The 16371-nt window shown below is 40.1% G+C and carries 16 protein-coding genes and 3 pseudogenes; 7 read left to right on the forward strand and 12 right to left on the reverse strand.

The genetic code is table 11. The annotated features are described in order from the left end of the window. Positions 1 to 742 precede the first annotated feature (742 nt). From BTN49_RS18970 to envZ, 4 genes and pseudogenes are all read left to right on the forward strand, one after another. Positions 743 to 1006, forward strand: coding sequence for a response regulator (locus tag BTN49_RS18970; protein WP_199399369.1), 264 nt, complete (start codon positions 743 to 745; stop codon positions 1004 to 1006). Then, positions 987 to 1223, forward strand: a complete 237-nt coding sequence (locus BTN49_RS18975) for a response regulator transcription factor family protein (protein WP_199399370.1) — start codon at positions 987 to 989, stop codon at positions 1221 to 1223. Before BTN49_RS18970 ends, BTN49_RS18975 begins: the two co-directional genes overlap by 20 nt. Before the next feature lie 23 nt (positions 1224 to 1246). Then, entirely contained in the window at positions 1247 to 1462 is a 216-nt protein-coding gene (locus BTN49_RS18980; protein ID WP_274538467.1) for a winged helix-turn-helix domain-containing protein, read from the forward strand. A 3-nt stretch (positions 1463 to 1465) separates the two neighbouring features. Further along, positions 1466 to 2792, forward strand: a pseudogene (gene envZ, locus BTN49_RS04730) (two-component system sensor histidine kinase EnvZ). 468 nt (positions 2793 to 3260) lie between these two features. Here the strand turns inward: envZ and BTN49_RS20430 are convergent. From BTN49_RS20430 to gmk, 6 genes and pseudogenes are all read right to left on the reverse strand, one after another. Next, on the reverse strand, positions 3261 to 3494 hold the full coding sequence (locus BTN49_RS20430; RefSeq protein ID WP_146679120.1) for a hypothetical protein: 234 nt from the start codon (positions 3492 to 3494) through the stop codon (positions 3261 to 3263). 47 nt (positions 3495 to 3541) lie between these two features. Then, positions 3542 to 3684: pseudogene (locus BTN49_RS20435) on the reverse strand (transposase); the annotation flags it as partial. Positions 3685 to 4287: 603 nt separating this feature from the next. Beyond that, positions 4288 to 4398 (reverse strand): IS1-like element transposase, encoded by a 111-nt coding sequence (locus BTN49_RS20440; protein WP_369073694.1) that lies wholly within the window; start codon positions 4396 to 4398, stop codon positions 4288 to 4290. 252 nt (positions 4399 to 4650) lie between these two features. Further along, complete coding sequence (gene spoT / locus BTN49_RS04735) at positions 4651 to 6762, reverse strand: bifunctional GTP diphosphokinase/guanosine-3',5'-bis pyrophosphate 3'-pyrophosphohydrolase (RefSeq protein ID WP_097356221.1); 2112 nt, start codon at positions 6760 to 6762, stop codon at positions 4651 to 4653. A gap of 23 nt (positions 6763 to 6785) precedes the next feature. Further along, complete coding sequence (gene rpoZ, locus BTN49_RS04740) at positions 6786 to 7061, reverse strand: DNA-directed RNA polymerase subunit omega (RefSeq protein WP_097356222.1); 276 nt, start codon at positions 7059 to 7061, stop codon at positions 6786 to 6788. Positions 7062 to 7116: 55 nt separating this feature from the next. Next, entirely contained in the window at positions 7117 to 7740 is a 624-nt protein-coding gene (gmk, locus tag BTN49_RS04745; protein WP_097356223.1) for a guanylate kinase, read from the reverse strand. 670 nt (positions 7741 to 8410) lie between these two features. Here gmk and BTN49_RS13865 point away from each other — a divergent pair. The 3 genes and pseudogenes from BTN49_RS13865 to BTN49_RS22005 all read left to right on the forward strand — a co-directional run. Continuing rightward, the gene (locus tag BTN49_RS13865) at positions 8411 to 8560 is read left to right on the forward strand and encodes a hypothetical protein (protein WP_158523620.1); all 150 of its coding nucleotides are present in this window, start codon (positions 8411 to 8413) and stop codon (positions 8558 to 8560) included. A gap of 382 nt (positions 8561 to 8942) precedes the next feature. Further along, positions 8943 to 9164, forward strand: coding sequence for a transposase (locus BTN49_RS04750; protein ID WP_097356224.1), 222 nt, complete (start codon positions 8943 to 8945; stop codon positions 9162 to 9164). A gap of 615 nt (positions 9165 to 9779) precedes the next feature. Then, positions 9780 to 10471 (forward strand): annotated as a pseudogene (locus BTN49_RS22005) (IS982 family transposase); the annotation flags it as partial. Between the two features lie 839 nt (positions 10472 to 11310). On the opposite strand, the gene cyoE reads toward BTN49_RS22005, so the two are convergent. From cyoE to BTN49_RS04800, 6 genes are all read right to left on the reverse strand, one after another. Beyond that, a complete protein-coding gene (gene cyoE, locus BTN49_RS04775; protein WP_097356304.1) occupies positions 11311 to 12186 on the reverse strand; it encodes a heme o synthase in 876 nt (291 codons plus the stop codon). Between the two features lie 40 nt (positions 12187 to 12226). Continuing rightward, the gene (locus tag BTN49_RS04780; RefSeq protein WP_097356228.1) at positions 12227 to 13336 is read right to left on the reverse strand and encodes a COX15/CtaA family protein; all 1110 of its coding nucleotides are present in this window, start codon (positions 13334 to 13336) and stop codon (positions 12227 to 12229) included. A gap of 2 nt (positions 13337 to 13338) precedes the next feature. After that, positions 13339 to 13863: a hypothetical protein gene (locus BTN49_RS04785; protein ID WP_097356229.1), complete on the reverse strand. Its 525-nt coding sequence runs from the start codon at positions 13861 to 13863 to the stop codon at positions 13339 to 13341. Beyond that, positions 13860 to 14615 carry an SURF1 family protein gene (locus BTN49_RS04790; protein ID WP_223823672.1) on the reverse strand — a complete coding sequence of 252 codons (756 nt, stop codon included), beginning with the start codon at positions 14613 to 14615 and terminating at the stop codon, positions 13860 to 13862. Before BTN49_RS04790 ends, BTN49_RS04785 begins: the two co-directional genes overlap by 4 nt. 276 nt (positions 14616 to 14891) lie before the next feature. Next, a complete protein-coding gene (locus BTN49_RS04795; protein WP_097356230.1) occupies positions 14892 to 15788 on the reverse strand; it encodes a cytochrome c oxidase subunit 3 in 897 nt (298 codons plus the stop codon). A gap of 19 nt (positions 15789 to 15807) precedes the next feature. Next, complete coding sequence (locus tag BTN49_RS04800; RefSeq protein WP_097356231.1) at positions 15808 to 16365, reverse strand: cytochrome c oxidase assembly protein; 558 nt, start codon at positions 16363 to 16365, stop codon at positions 15808 to 15810. Positions 16366 to 16371 lie beyond the last annotated feature (6 nt).

Genomic DNA, 16371 nt, shown 5'->3' on the forward strand with positions numbered 1-16371 from the left:
AAATATAGCTCGATTCGTAGTAAAAATACGTTTAAAGCGAAGCAGCTTCGATTTGATACCTTTAAAATTCATTCATGCCTTTTATCTGTTCAATCGTGCTAAATGTTATCACAGAAAGGGACATGCCTTAAGCCATACCACATATAGTTTCTGAAGGGGGAATTTCTAGGTGAAAAAACAAAATTATAAGACTCGGTATGCCTGTTTACCAGAGGACTAATTAAGACTGTAAAAAAGATTGAGATCAGTTCATTGTAGACTTAATTTAATCAACAACACCTGTAAAGATCTCCATAAAAAGAGTTAATACTAAGCATGTCATCATCACATTCGCCCTACTGGAAGGGTATGGTTATACCTATTTTTTTGTTAAATCCCCGTAAAACAAACTACTTATTCCTATAAAATTACCTCGAACTGAACACCATGATGACTTCTAAAATCGAGTATCTTCAAATTGTTTTTATATAAGCTCTTTATAATTACCTTGAAGCATATAGAAAAAGAAATTCTCCCTCGGAGATTAAATGTCAGGAGAAATAGTTTGTCGTATCCTAAATTTGTGAACAAAAAACGGGAGAGTCGTAATACCTGTAACAGTTTTTCTCTCTCCAAAGCTGTACGTTGATGTTTCATATGCAAGTCAGGCTATACAATCTACGGGATATCTAAGTAACGTTATGGTCTTCTCGATCAGAGGTGGCTGATCAATATTACTACCACCGGAATAGAAAGGGGTGTTATGCAAGACAATTACAAAATCCTAGTCGTTGATGATGATATGAGATTGCGCGCGCTGCTTAAACGCTATTTATCTGAACAAGGTTTTCAAGTACGTAGTGTAGCCAATTCTGAACAGATGGATCGCTTGTTGTTTCGTGAAAATTTTCATCTTATGGTCTTGGATTTAATGCTACCTGGCGAGGATGGTTTATCTATTTGTCGTCGTTTGCGTCAAGCTAACAATAAGCTTCCAATCCTGATTGTTGACAGCAAAAATCGATGAAATCGATCGCATTGTAGGGTTGGAAGTGGGTGCAGATGATTATCTGCCGAAACCGTTCAATCCACGGGAACTGTTAGCGCGTATTCGTGCCGTGTTACGTCGACAGACAACTGAAGCACCTGGTGCACCCTCTAGTGAAGAAAAAATTATCACTTTTGGCCAATTCAAATTAAATTTAGGTACTCGAGAAATGTTCCGCACCGATGAGAACCCCTGACGCTGACATCTGGTGAATTTGCGGTGCTGAAAGCACTGGTAATAAATGCACGTGAGCCGATGTCTCGTGACAAACTAATGAATATGGCTCGGGGGCGTGAATACTCGGCAATGGAGCGCTCGATTGATGTACAAATCTCCCGTCTTCGTCGAATGATCGAAAAAGATCCGAGTAAACCTCGTTACATTCAGACAGTTTGGGGTTTTGGTTATGTATTCGTGCCCGAGGGAGAATCGTAAGTCATGCACTTTCTTCCCAGAAGAAAGTGTTCATACACACTCTTGGTATTGGTTTTCCTCTTGATTACCAGTCAGATTGTTTTTTACTTCACTCTCTTAAACTATGCATTACTACCTAGTGTAGAACAATTCAACAGCTTACTGGCACACAAAATTTCAGTAATACTGGGAAATGATGTTTTTCTAGATGACTATGAAACCTCCGACCTAGATAATCTTCTAAGGAGACCACTCTTAGCTGAGTTGGGTATGACGTTGCACGATAGGTCAGAGCCGGAAATAATGTATAAGTTTCATCGGGCTGCACCCATTCACTTTGTCGGTAAGGACATGTTTCATAAACTCAATGCAACGATAGAAACGCGGATTAGTCTTGAACCAACAAGCTCTGTGCTTTGGCTGTCAAGCGAAACGTTCTTCGGTTACGTGATGCAAATTCCGCTTTTGCGGCTAGAACGAGATGATTTCCAGTTGTTACTGACCTATGCGATGGTAATCACTTTATTGGTGATGAGTGGTGGATGGCTGTTTATTAAAATGCTAAATCGACCTCTTGTCATACTTGCAAAAGCGGCTATTGATGTTGACCAAGGTCGCTTTACACTGCCCTTACCAGAATGTGGTGTATCAGATATACGTGCCGTGACACGGGCGTTTAACCAAATGAGTGAAGGAATACGAAAGCTCGAAGAGGATCGAGCTTTACTCATGGCAGGCGTAAGTCACGATCTTCGTATACCACTAACCCGTATCCGGTTGGCAATTGAAATGATGTCTACAGAAGACAACAACTTAGTTGACAGCATGATTAAAGATACGGAAGAATGCAACGAAATTATTAATCAATTTATGGATTACTTACGCTCGGTACAGTTGCAGGACATGACGGATATTGAGCTCAACTCTCTGGTTGATGGTTTGTCGGTAGCGTATGGTGCAACTGGGCATAAATTCGATGTTGAAAAGGGCGAGTTAATTGGCCGTCTTGATGCGAACAAAGTGGCGATTCGTCGTGCTGTGACGAATTTAGTAGATAATGCAGTACGTTACGGTGGTGGTTGGGTAAAAATTAGCACGAGTAATACTGATGATCTTCGTTATCAGTGGATTATGGTAGAAGATAATGGTCTGGGTATTGCCCCTAATTAGGTGGAGACGGTGTTGCAACCGTTTACACGCGGTGATACATCACAAGGCAGTGGAAGCCACAGGGTTGGGTCTTACTATCGTTCAACGTATCATTGAACAACACAACGGGGTGCTTCATCTGACACCAAGATCTAGTAGTGGGTTGTGTGCGCAAATTTTATTACCAGTAGTCCTAAATTAACTTGTAACGAGCACCCTTAAGGTAAATGCTGATCTGTTGAAGCAATACAAAAAAGTTATCCATTGTTTGTGTCTTTTATTTTTTGAGCCTTCCTATCATCTTTCCTGTAACACTCATTTGTTATCTCTATTACTGTAATGATGTGTCAATACAGTAAGGATAGAAAAATGAAGATTTTTATTGATCCTCAAGATCTGTTGCCAGAATTTCGATAATTGCTGTCTCAGATCCACTGGAAAATTGTAGGTGGAGCGCTCCATCTAAGTGATCGAATTTTATTCGTCAGAAAGTTAGCCTCTGAATTAAATATCAATTTTTTGACAATTTCTCGCTGCTTTTAATTGATAAAAGACAAATGCTGATTAAAACAAAAATCATATCAATTAACCGGAGCAACGCACAAGAAATGAACTAAATTCCCTCCCTTCTAGTCTTCGCATTGCTTCTAGGTGAAATACTGGGCGTTATTCATTTATTTTTCAGTACGTGATGACATGCTCTTATGTCATAGGCTCCATTAGCACTAACTTTCTGTATCTTTTGTCGTAATGGGTTAAGCAATATAGGTAAAACCTCATTATCACCCACAGAAACTGTGGCTAACTTATGCAGCAATAATTTCATGATTAGACATACTAACAAGATGAAGTTTTCGCCAGATACGCCGTTTCTCCTTCCCGTGTTTACACGGTTTCCATTCACCTTCGTCGTTATTTATAGCTGTGGCCTAAATAACGACGTCGGAACTTAAAAATACCTTTCACTATCAGTTCCGTTGCAATCGCGGCATCCGAAAATATAAACCCACGGCCACGATGACCATGATGCTTTAGACAAAGCTAAGCCTTGATGGCAACATCGTCTATCCAAAAAGTGACTAGCCTCGGTTTATTAATGCTTGATTATATTATTTCCAGTTACTGATCATGTGTTTGGTGTTTGGCCTTTCCCTTTCCCATCATCATCTCCCGCCTAACTCCATGACGATCTAATTGTAGGAATTGCGATGAGTTCAGATATTTTGGAAACAACGCCATTTTGAACGGGTACCTGTTAGATTAGATTGGGATGAAATTACTTTCTACCCACTCTTTATATCATTAATTGATGTTTTAATCCTGCATAGGGCTTGTGCATTTCCGTTGATGTTTAGTATCCAATCATTTTCAGATTAAATCATTTCAAACGTGTACGAAAGACCAAATATCACCTCTTAATACGTTGGGTATCTAGTTTGATAATAATATGCTTATCCTATACAATGCTATCATACATATGAAAATCGACCGTGCACATAAATGCAATCTTGAATATATATAACAGATTGAAAAACAATTGAATGTCTTTCTTGCACGACGACTGAAATACTTTTCTTCAATCTAAGCTCGCACGTATACTAGAACCCGTGATGGCTATTTTTGTTATCCACGAAAAACCATTTCTAATCTGCGTCGTAGATAAATACTTATTCCTTTTATATTAAAAGTGAATAGAATTACACTGAGGGGTGTAAATTGTTTAAAACCCTGACAACCGAATTAATGGTGATGTGTAGCACTCGAGAGGAGTCGCGAATACTAGCCTTATTCATCGCAAGTTCAGCAATTTACTCTTTTATACCCCACCTGATAAACCGTGTTTGTAGATCTAAATTGGAAGATTCGGCAATATTACAGGTAACAATAATGTTGTTGGACAACACAGCCGATACCTTGATTGTTAACCATTTTTGTGTACTAGAAAAAAACATTTAACGTCAACAGTAGTTAATCTGAGCTACCTGAAAAAATAGGCTTATTACACGAAGAGAAACGCACCCTTAGGGTAGAAAATTATTCTTTTATTCTGCAATTGAGATTTAGTTCTTCTGACGACTTACCTTCACCATATGTTTCATGATGCGAATACGACGCATAATATTAGCCAAGTGGACGCGGTTCTTGGTGGTTAACTTGATATAAACAGTATATAAGCGACCATCACGGTCTTCTGTCGTTAACCCTAAAATATTTGAGCCAGTCGAAGCAATCGTGTGGGTCAGATCGGCCAACGCACCTTGATGGTTGAGCATGTCAACGCGAAGCCTAGAGAAAAACTCTTGATCAATATCCTCATCCCATTCTACAGGCATGTACTTATCCGGTTCTTGGCGGTAACCTCTAATATTGGCACACTCTTCACGGTGAATGACCAGACCTTTGCCAGGGCTAACGTGTGCAATCACAGGATCGCCTGGAATTGGGCGGCAACAGTTGGCGTAAGTTAGCAGAATACCGTCTGCGCCACGAATCGGCAAAAAGCCATTTTGTTGCTCAAGATCATCGGCATTACCTAACAGACGTTTGGCAATCACTACGCTCATTAACTCACCAAGACCAATTTCCGCTAATAGATCTTCCATTGACTCCAGTTTCAAATCATGCAGCACTTTGTCGAGATTGGTGCTATTAACATCTTGCATGTTGACATCGGCCAATGCATGTTTAAGTAGGCGCCGACCTAAAATTACAGACTCTTTACGACGCTTTGTTTTCAAAACCTGTCTAATTTTAGTACGTGCACGCGACGTTACGACATAGTTCAACCACGCTGCATTTGGATGAGCGCCCAATGCGGTAATAATTTCGATGGTTTGCCCATTTTCTAACGGTTGGCTTAGTGGATACGATTGTCGATTTACTCTTGCACCAACACAGGAGTTACCAATATTGGTGTGTACTGCGTAAGCAAAATCTACAGCAGTAGCAGCCACTGGTAACTCGACGATCCTACCTTTTGGTGTAAAAACGAAAAGCTCATCTGGAAATAAATCAGACTTGACGCTTTCGATGAATTCGAAGGAGTTTCCAGCACTTTGCTGTAGTTCAAGCAGACTCTGCATCCATCGATGTGCTCGAACTTGTGCTGTTGAGCCTCCTGTTCCTGGTGTGTGCACTTCACCCTCTTTACAAGCCCAATGTGCAGCGACACCTTTATCTGCCATCTGATCCATATCTTCAGTACGTATTTGTACCTCCACAGGCACGCCGCGTGGCCCAATCATCGATGTGTGCAAAGATTGATAGCCATTCGCTTTGGGTACGGCAATGTAATCTTTCATGCGTCCAGGACGAGGTTTATATAGATTGTGCATCTGTCCCAACACTCGGTAACAGGTATCTAAATCATCAACAATCACACGAAATGCATATAAATCCATAATGGTGTGGAAACGTTGTTCTTTGTTCTTCATCTTGTTGTAGATGGAATAGAGATTCTTTTCGCGACCCAGTACCATCGCTTTGATGCTCGCGTCTTCAAGACGGCCTTCAATCTCAGCGTGGATTTTTTCGATCATTTCTTTACGGTTACCACGTGCCTGCACCACTACTTTTCTCAATACACGATAACGGGTCGGATATAATGCTTCGAAGCCAAGTTCTTCCAGCTCAACCTTGATGTTGTGTATACCGAGACGATGTGCCAAAGGAGAGAAAATCTCAAGGGTTTCACTGGCAATACGTCGACGTTTGTCTGGACGAAGTGCGCCTAGTGTACGCATGTTGTGCGTGCGGTCTGCCAATTTAATCAGAATAACTCGAATGTCATGAGCCATTGCCATGATCATTTTTCGGAAGTTTTCTGCCTTGGCTTCTCTGCGGTCACGAAACTTAAGTTTATCGAGTTTAGATACGCCATCAACAAGATCGGCAACATTATCCCCAAATCGTTGTTGCAAGTCTTCTTTTGTTACTTCGGTGTCTTCAATCACGTCATGAAGCAAGGCTGCCATTAATGTTTCTTGATCAAGTCGCATTTCTGCAAGAATTTGAGCTACGGCAATAGGGTGGATAATGTACGGTTCACCACTAGATCTATTTTGTCCCTCGTGGGCATCACGTGCTACCAAATATGCCTGTCGGAGAGCTTCTAAGTGCGACTTAGGTAAGTATTGTGCAGCAATTCCTTTTAGATTATCAAATAGATACAAACACCTTCTTCCCTGAAGTTAGATTAACGAAGTGATCCAGGAATAGTGTTTACTGCAGCCATTTCAGCAGCTTCTTGTTCTTTTTGCTCTTGACGTTGACGAGCATCTAGAACTTCTCTGGTAATGAGTCCTTCTTCTATTTCTCGTAGAGCGATAACAGTTGGTTTGTCGTTTTCTTCCTGAACGAGTGAATCTTTTCCACCAGTTTGCATCTGGCGTGCACGCCGAGATGCGACTAATATTAGATCGAAACGATTGCCAATTTTTTCAACAGCATCTTGAATAGTTACTCGTGCCATGGAGGTCTCCAGTTAGTAAAAATCAGAATAAGTTTGAATTGTACAAAAGCAGAGGTTATTGTGCCAGCAATCTATTGATTGTATCGTGATATTTACTGGCCTGCTTGTCCTGTTTCATCCTCTCGGCGCGAAGAATGGCTTTAATATCCATTAAAGCCACGTCAAAATCATCATTCACAATAACGTAGTCATATTCATTAAAATGAGAAATTTCAGACTGAGCTTCTTCCATACGTTTGGTGAGCACTTCAGAGGAATCCTTGTCACGTACATTTAGGCGGCGCGCCAATTCCTCTCGGCTTAGTGGTAAAATGAATATGCTTTTTGCCTTTGGCATTTTCTGGCGAACTTGCTGAGCACCTTGCCAGTCAATTTCCAAAAAAATATCGATGCCTTTTTTTAAGGTATCTTCAATCCACTGACATGAAGTTCCGTAAAGATTCCCAAATACCCTCGCATGTTCTAAAAAAATATTTTTCTCGATTAGCGCCTTAAATTCATCAACAGATACGAAATGGTAGTGAACATTATTTTCTTCTCCTAAACGCATTGCGCGAGTTGTATGGGAAACAGACACGGTCATGTCGTAACGAGGGTTATTGTTCAACAGTGCCGAAATTAGACTTGACTTACCAGCACCACTTGGTGCTGAAACGATGTAAAGCGTACCTTGGTTCATGGTTTTGATCACCAACAGGTTATACGGCGCACAGCCTACTATATGACCGCACAGGAATTGAATTCGCCTTTTAATATAACTTAAAGGGTTCATATTCAGGATGAGTTTAAAAAGCCTGCGTTAAGATCATAACTACGACGCTTATGATCCCACATAGAATATACCAAAATTTAATCATGTATCCAATAGCAGGGTCTCCGTACAAAACGTATCTTTAATTCATGATACAATTTATGCTAATACACCTTGATGTCTGCATTGGTGGATACCTGAGCTACCGAGTTGTCTATTGTGCTGACCACCTTCTCACTTATATGAGATACATCATCTAAAGGCTTGGTAAGAAACACAATCTGTTACTACAGAAATAGACAAAAAGGTATGTGATATTTTTATCGAACTCGAGGTTTATTACTAAGGATTGTTGATCTTTGCTGTACAAAACTCGTTCAACAATACACCAACAGACACATTAACATAAATGCAAAGGATAAAATCCTAACGTAATTTACCTCAGATCTGTATAAGCTCGGCTTTTTCAAACCGAGTAATTTTAAAGTTAGTTTTTTAGTTGGAACGAATAAGCAATGAGTACAGCAACCAGGTTGATCATAAAACATACCCCCCCTACTTCGGTGCAAAGAATACTCTATTTGGGATATTTATGTAGTTGGTCAAAGAATATCTCGATGATAAACGCCCTCCATCAGGTGAAATGCACAAACTAGCGGAAAGTCAACCAGATCAAAGTACACCCACCGCATCCTCTTTTGGTTTCGAGATCTACATGGCTCATAAACAGTTAAATGACACTGACTGATTTTATATTGAGCAGCGATTGACTAAGGGTGCTTCCTTTAACCAAAGTGCCCGAACACTTGGCTGTAAACACTCTTCTATAAAGTCAAGAAATAAAACGCCATATCCCAAACAATTTTTACGGTATATACCGTTGTCTTTTTACATCAAACTAGGCTAAAGAAACCTGCTTCAACGCTCAGAACTGGCTGAATTATAATTGTATTTCAGAGATAACCAATACATTCATTCATGAGCGTATCAGCACAAATACCTCACTCGGTGTGATTAGTGACAAACTAGATCAAAAGCACGATTTATCGGTATATATGGGCGTTATTTCACAAATATTTGAACTAATCGCAATTCCTACGATCAGATCCTCATGGAGTTAAAAGGAGGTGATGATGGGAAAGACTCAGCACAAGATTAGTAACTGGAAACAATATAATCAAGCATTAGTAAACCGTGGCTCAGTGACTTTTTGGATAGACATCGCTGCCATTAAAGCATGCCATTATCTAAAGCATCACAGGCACCATTGCCGTGGGTTTATATTTCCGGATATCATGATTCAAACGGCACTGATGGTAAGAGGTATTTTAAGCTCCCACTTTGTGGATTAGCAGGCTTCTCAATTCAGTTTTTACGTTGATGAATATCCCGCTGAGATCTCATATATACACCTACATTAGTAATACGTTCGAAAACCGTAAAAGTTAAGTATCGTTTGCCGAGTTGAGGAGCGGTCACTCACGTCGCTATTGATGTCACAGGCATAAAAGTATACAATGAAGGTAAATGGAAAACGCGTAAACACGAACGGTGTCTCTAGCGCAAACTTCATATTGCCGTTGATGTATCTACTCATGAGGTTATTATTGCAGAAGTTAGCCTAGTTTTTGTGGGTGACAAAGAGGTCTTACCTATATTGCTTAACGCATTACGATGAAAGATATAGTAAGTCAGTACTGATGGGTTTTATGACACAAGATCATGTCCCCACGTACTGAAAAAATAAAGGAATAACGCCTAATATTTCACCTTGAAGCAACACGGAGTACTAGGGGAAAGGGCATTCTAAGAATAAAGCTGTGAAAGCATTACATGAGGACAAACTGATGGAGTAGAGAAATGACAGGGGTTATCACAAATGCTCATTAGCAGAGATAGCAATGTTTCGCTATAAACAGTTGATCAACCCTAAAGTAACTCTTCGTAATTAACCTAAGTTGCGCTTAAGAAATAAACCTTCACGCCTCTCCGTTAATGAAGTGATAACTTTCCATTAATAGGGATATCGAGACTTCAAAACCTATTACTTCCACTTTATTTGATTCTACCTCACCAACAAATTTCCTAAAGTAGTCAGCTACACGCGAATGCTCAATCTCATGCAAGGTGTTCTGGTTCCGTTTTGCTCTTAACTCACTCACCGTCAGGCAAGGCCTGACAGGGATTGCTTTCGTTGATTCGTCTAAGCTACTGGTTTGTCACAACCTACGCATTCTCAGATATCAGTTTTTTAAAGGTACAGTGAAACGAGGAAAAGGAACTATGAGGTAGTTCTACGGTTTCAAATTATACTTTATTATCAATGACCAAAGTGGCATTATCTCAGTCAAAGTGACGACAGCTAACGTAGCTGATAGAAAGTCTTTGGCGTAAATGGTTGACGAGCTTTGGGGTGTTTATACGGAAACAAAGGTTATATCTCTGATCCATTGGAGTAAGAACGTGAAGACAAGGGAGTGATACTGATAACGGGTGTGAAAAAAACATAAAATCTAAAGTGATGAAACTTTTGGACAGCTTGATACTCCGAAAACGATTTATTATCGAAACCATTTTTAACCAACTAAGAAATATATTCCAAATCGAGCATTCTCAGTACCGTAGTTATATCAACTGTATGGTCAACTTGCTGGCGGGACGCTACACAAGGATCTTCCACATTATGGCAAACCCTACAAAATTAAGATGAGCATCGGCGATAAGGCAATGATAAAGAACCGTGGTGGCATTGAGAAAAGGCCTTACATTGCAGACGCGAAGACCCAGTTTAGTCATTTCGAAATTGACTCTGTATCTGGACTGGGCACAAATATTTTCTTCTTCCATCTGTGGATAAAACCAATAAACTCTGCTGCATCAGAAAGATACAAATAAGCAGGTAGGTATAAGAAACGTTTTTTGATACTATAAATCCAACCTTCCATGACTTCAAAACTTTCGCATCAGAAAACGGTACAGCGTTAGCCGGTCATGAAAAGGTTGCTGAAATCATAGACGCTGATTTCTATTCAGCCAGACTTTATCGGTCAAGTAATTACAAACTGAATAAGTAGACCAATGATCTGATAAGATTATTTTTATCCAAGGTAACTGACTTCAACGAAATTAGTCATGAGGAAATCTTCAAGATAGAACACATCTTCAATACACGTGGTAGAGCGAGTTTTTAGTATCGCTTTCCTAACGATGTTTTTTAAAGTATGTTGTAACGGCTTAAAAGGTAACAGCTGTGCATTTCAGATGACGGAAGGTGTACACATTAACCAACATAAACAATTACCTCTATCCAAGATAGGTTTAACCTCAGGTGCTTCACATCTGAGTCAGAGTTGTTGTCACTCTAACAGTAAACAACTAAGCATATATTTCTAACAGAATTTAATAAAACAACAATAACCGTCGGTAACAACAACGCTGTAAAAGCTATGTAATCAATAAGGTATCCTTTTGTACTTAATAATTAATAAATCAATACCTTCATACTAATGAATACCAAGAATGATCAACTAACAAAGCCACAAATAAGCCAAAGATATACCAGATAGAATACTTAAACGTTTGCCTCGCTAAGCCTTTTTTATCCGAAAATTTTAACTTTAATGCATACCATACAAATCCTAAATTTAATACTAAACTACCTAGTAGATATATCACCCCGTTCATATCCACTAACCAAGGAAGCAAACTCACGATAACCAATAACATTGTATAAAAAACAATCATGGTCTTGGTTAATGCTATACCATGAGTTACTGGTAACATGGGTACGCCAGCCTTGGCATAATCTTTTTGGCGATGAATGGCAAGCGCCCAGAAATGTGGTGGTGTCCAAGTAAAAACTAACATCACCAACAACAAGGCATCTGGATCAAAATGACCCGTTACTGCCACCCAACCCAATAATGGAGGCATCGCACCAGCAAGGCCACCAATCACGATGTTTTGTGGTGTTGAATATTTCAACCAGACTGTGTAAATCAATGCATAACCAATCAAGCTAGCAAATGTTAACCATGCCACCAACGCGTTTAATATCCACAGCACACTGAATCCAGCCACCATTAACATCACACCAAATGCTAGCGCGTGATTGACCGTCACCCGACCTTTAGCAAGTGGTCGATGACTCGTACGTTGCATCTGACGATCAATACGTAGATCAATTACATGATTAAACACAGCCGCTGCGCCAGATTGCATACCAATTCCGAGTAAACCCAAGAGTACAGATTTCACCGGTGGAAGAGTTGGAACGGCTAAACACATACCCACCATAGCGGTCAACAATAACATCGCCACTACCTTCGGTTTCGTCAATTCAAGATAATCACACCACCTAGCTGTTTCAGCCATAATCAAGATGTCACTGCTCAGTGATGATATTGAAAATTTATTAGCCACGATTTAATCTCCCTGTTTTTTTCACAGAAACATGCACTGCTGATGTTGGAGCCATGAAAATCCTGACTGTTATTCTGAGCATCACCAGCAATAGTAACATTCCACAAAGGTTATGTGCCACGGCAACAGACAGTGGCAACTGTGCTACAACATTAGTAACACCCAGAAGAATCTGGAGTAATAATGATGCACTAAGTCCAAGTGCAGCTCTGATTCCAAGAGAATGACGAACAGCCATTGCTAATAGCAAAACGAGCATGGATACGATCATTGAACCGATGCAATGTGTGGCATGAATGGTAACCCGTTGTTCGAAATTCAGTACCCCATATTGATAAGTTTCCTTGGTGGGACTAACTGGGTGAAAGGCCGATATATCATATTTACTAACCCAGTCAACCTCACATACAGGTAATTGTGTGCACACACTTGACGCGTAATTAGCGGATGTCCAACCGCCTAATACAATTTGCAGTACCACAGCAATTAACGCCGAAATAGCCAATACTTTAATACTAAAGGTAGTAGTTAATTTACGAACAACATTTTCGATTGAAAAAGATTTCATAGTACTAACCGTCTTTAAATTGGTCATTGATAACAAGTACTGTGTAGTCTTACTGATACGCTGATTTTCCACAATAGCTAACAAGAAAAGTAAAGAGACAGTGATAAACCCACCCAATAAATGTCCCATCACCACGATGGGCATTAAATTCATGGTTACCGTCAACATACCTAATACTGCTTGGAGCAAAACAACAACCAAAAGTACACTTGGCAAGACTTTATTACGCTCAGATTTTCGCCAAGCAAGAAACGTTATCGCGGCAATCAACAACCCAAGCAGGCCTGCCATATAGCGGTGAACCATTTCATTCCACGCTTTTTGTATATCCACGAAAATATCAGGAAATACCACAGCTACCTGTGATAATCTTTCTTGTGATTGAGGAACGGTAAGAAAACCAAAGCACCCCGGCCAGTCTGGGCAGCCTAAGCCAGCTTCAGTTAGACGTGTGAAGACACCTAACCCTACCACCAAAACGGCGAGAATAAACACACTATAGATCAGTGTCTGATAATATTTATTTCTTGCCATACTCACCTTAACTTCGATAACTTCATAAGTACGCGAAGATCGGATAACAGCCCTTTTCCTTGGGTGATTTGTGCTACTTTTCCTTGAGGAACAGGATACGCCATAATTAAGTTATTGAATGGATCAACAATATAAATTGCATTCTCACTATAAGGGAGTGCCGACAGAAAAGCATGTTGCAGTGAACTTATGTTTTGGTAACCAATCTTGATATCGTCAATAGATTGCTCAGTAGGCATCAACACGATGCTAGAAACACGATCTCGCTCTGTTCCAACGGCTATTAGACTTTGGGTCAGCTGAAACAGTGCGCTTTCACATTGAGCATCACAAAATGATGGAAAAGTATATACCAATCGCCATTGCCCACTTTGTTGCAACCAGCCTACCTTCTCTGAGGGATACAATAGGATACCATTATTCATGACACCCTTGTTATACCAGCCAAATTCAAGTACCAACTGAGCCAACACCACAGGTAAAATAAAGAGAGTTCCTACCAGTATGAGTGTTTTTTTTCTGGTCATACCCACCCTCTGTTCCACCACACTAGAAAGCCAATTAATACAACAAAAGTCAACCCAAACCATTGCATTGCATAGGCATAATGTTTTTGTGGCGGTATTCCTACAGGTCGCCAAACAGGCACTGTATTCCATTCCACCCCCAAATATTCACCTTCATCATTGCTCACTGTATCTGCACGAACAATCCACGGTAGAAAGATCTTTCCTGTCACTTTCGCTATCTTATCGATATCCACAGCCTGTACCCGCCAAGGCCAACTCACTAATTCAATCTCATCGCTGAGTACCATGCGCCTAGATGGAAGGTCTAGCACACCCTTGACCTGATATAGTCCGTTAACTTCGGGTAGTACTGGTAATTCATCACGCCTAGCTGGCGCTGCAATCCACCCTAATTCAACCAATAACCATTGCCCATTCACCTGAAATGGCATTATCCATCGGTAACCAACACGTTTCTGATAGATTTGATTATCCAGCAATAAGCTGTTAACAACATCGAACTGCCCTAATACATCAATACGGTAGCCCTTTCTATCATCAGATAGATTAGCTAGTTTCTTAATGGTTTGCTGTTGACGAGACTGCAATTTTTCGAGCAAATCCTCTTTTTCCAAGGCACGTGAGATTTGCCACATCCCTAACTTGATTAATAACACCGTCATCACGAGAATAAAGAGTAGAAACCCAAATCGTCTTACTGAGTGATTAGGAGAAGAAGTAAATACTAATGCGTGTTTATAATTACCCATGGAATCACCGTTCTGATTCGATGGAGGCACTCTTTTGTTCAAAATAAACCTAGGTGGTCTGCTCATATTTATTTATTGTGTTCAACCTGTTTTAGGCACTCCAGATTATAGTGAGGGATGAATCCCAAACGCCTCTGTGGTGCCACATAGGCAGATGTTTATTATTGTCAGCGATAGTATATGTGATTTTATTGACTGCGATATCAACCGATGCAATCCGCAGAATAGTTGCCATTATATAATCCACTTTATAATTTACGTGACAACATCACTCCACTACAAAATGTACACGAACATGAACAAGAAAAGCCAAACTATATCCACAAAGTGCCAATACAAAGAACCGGCTTGAATTGCAAAATGGTGATTTGACGTCATGTGCCCTTTTAGCACCCTCAACCAGACAATAAATAAGATAATTGAGCCCAAAAACACATGTACACTATGGAAACCAGTTAGTAGAAAAAACGTACTTCCATAAATACCTGAATCGATTCGAAGATTGATCTCTTGGTAGGCATAAGTATATTCTTCCCCTTGAAAAAAAAGAAAAATCCAACCTAGTAATACTGTCAGCAATAGGAATACTATCAAATAATTACGATTACCTTTAACCAACGCCACTTGGGCGATATATATCGTAATAGATGAAGTTAAAAGAATAACTGTGTTCATTAGTGGCAATCCCCATGCAGATATCGCTGTCGTTTCATGACCATCAGGGGTTTTGATGAGGGGCCATTCTGGAATAAATTCTGGCCATAACACAGCTGCCGTCATTACATTGTTACTTGCTCCTCCTAGCCAAGGAACCGAAATAAATCTGGCATAGAACAACACACCAAAAAGAACAGCAAAAAACATAACTTCAGAGAAGATAAACCAGTTCATACCTTGTCGGAACGAACGATCCAACTGGTGCGAATACAATCCGCTCATAGATTCACTAATCACATCTCGAAACCAGCCTATAAGCATGAATATAATTAACCCAAATCCTACAAACAACAACCAAGTGCCATTCCTACTGGACAATCCTGATACCGTCAATCCTAATCCCATTGCAATGAGATAAAGTGCTAATGCTCCCATGATAGGCCACTTACTCTGAGCAGGAACGTAATAGCTTTCATACTCCTGAGGGACGTCATTATCGGTATGTGCTGTTGACATGATGAACTCACTGCGATTATTAAGTAACTGGTTTGGATTTGGCTTTGAACATGGTATAGGACAATGTCAGTGTTTTAATATCATTAGGGATCGCCGGATCGACGTAAAAGACCAGCGTTAATTCGGTATCTTTTCCAGCCGCTAGGTACTGATGATTAAAACAAAAGCACTCAGTTTTATTCAAATATTTCGCAGCAGAACCCGGTGTTACAGACGGAATAGCCTGACCAATAGAATCAACTGAAGTATTGTTTGTAGCCTTGTAGGTAATGGTGCGTGTTTCACCTGGATACACCGTCAACCGCTTTATCTCTGTATCAAATTTCCACCCGATCTTAGGATTAACATAAGTCACGAACTCCACCTTCACCGTACGATCTTCATCCACAAAAAAACTTTGGTGTGCAATTTTTTTGTCGGTTTTTCCATTGATACCTGTGATATCACAAAACACGTCGTAAAGAGGTACTAGTGCAAAAGTAAAACAAAACATTAAGATAGCCAATACTACCAGTTTGATCGCAGTGTAGGCAGACCTGTTTCTATGTTGATTTTGCCGGTGGTAAAAGTTTCTCATTTGCTA

The sequence above is a fragment of the Candidatus Enterovibrio escicola genome, from assembly GCF_002464935.1.
Taxonomy (GTDB): Bacteria; Pseudomonadota; Gammaproteobacteria; order Enterobacterales; family Vibrionaceae; genus Enterovibrio; species Enterovibrio escicola.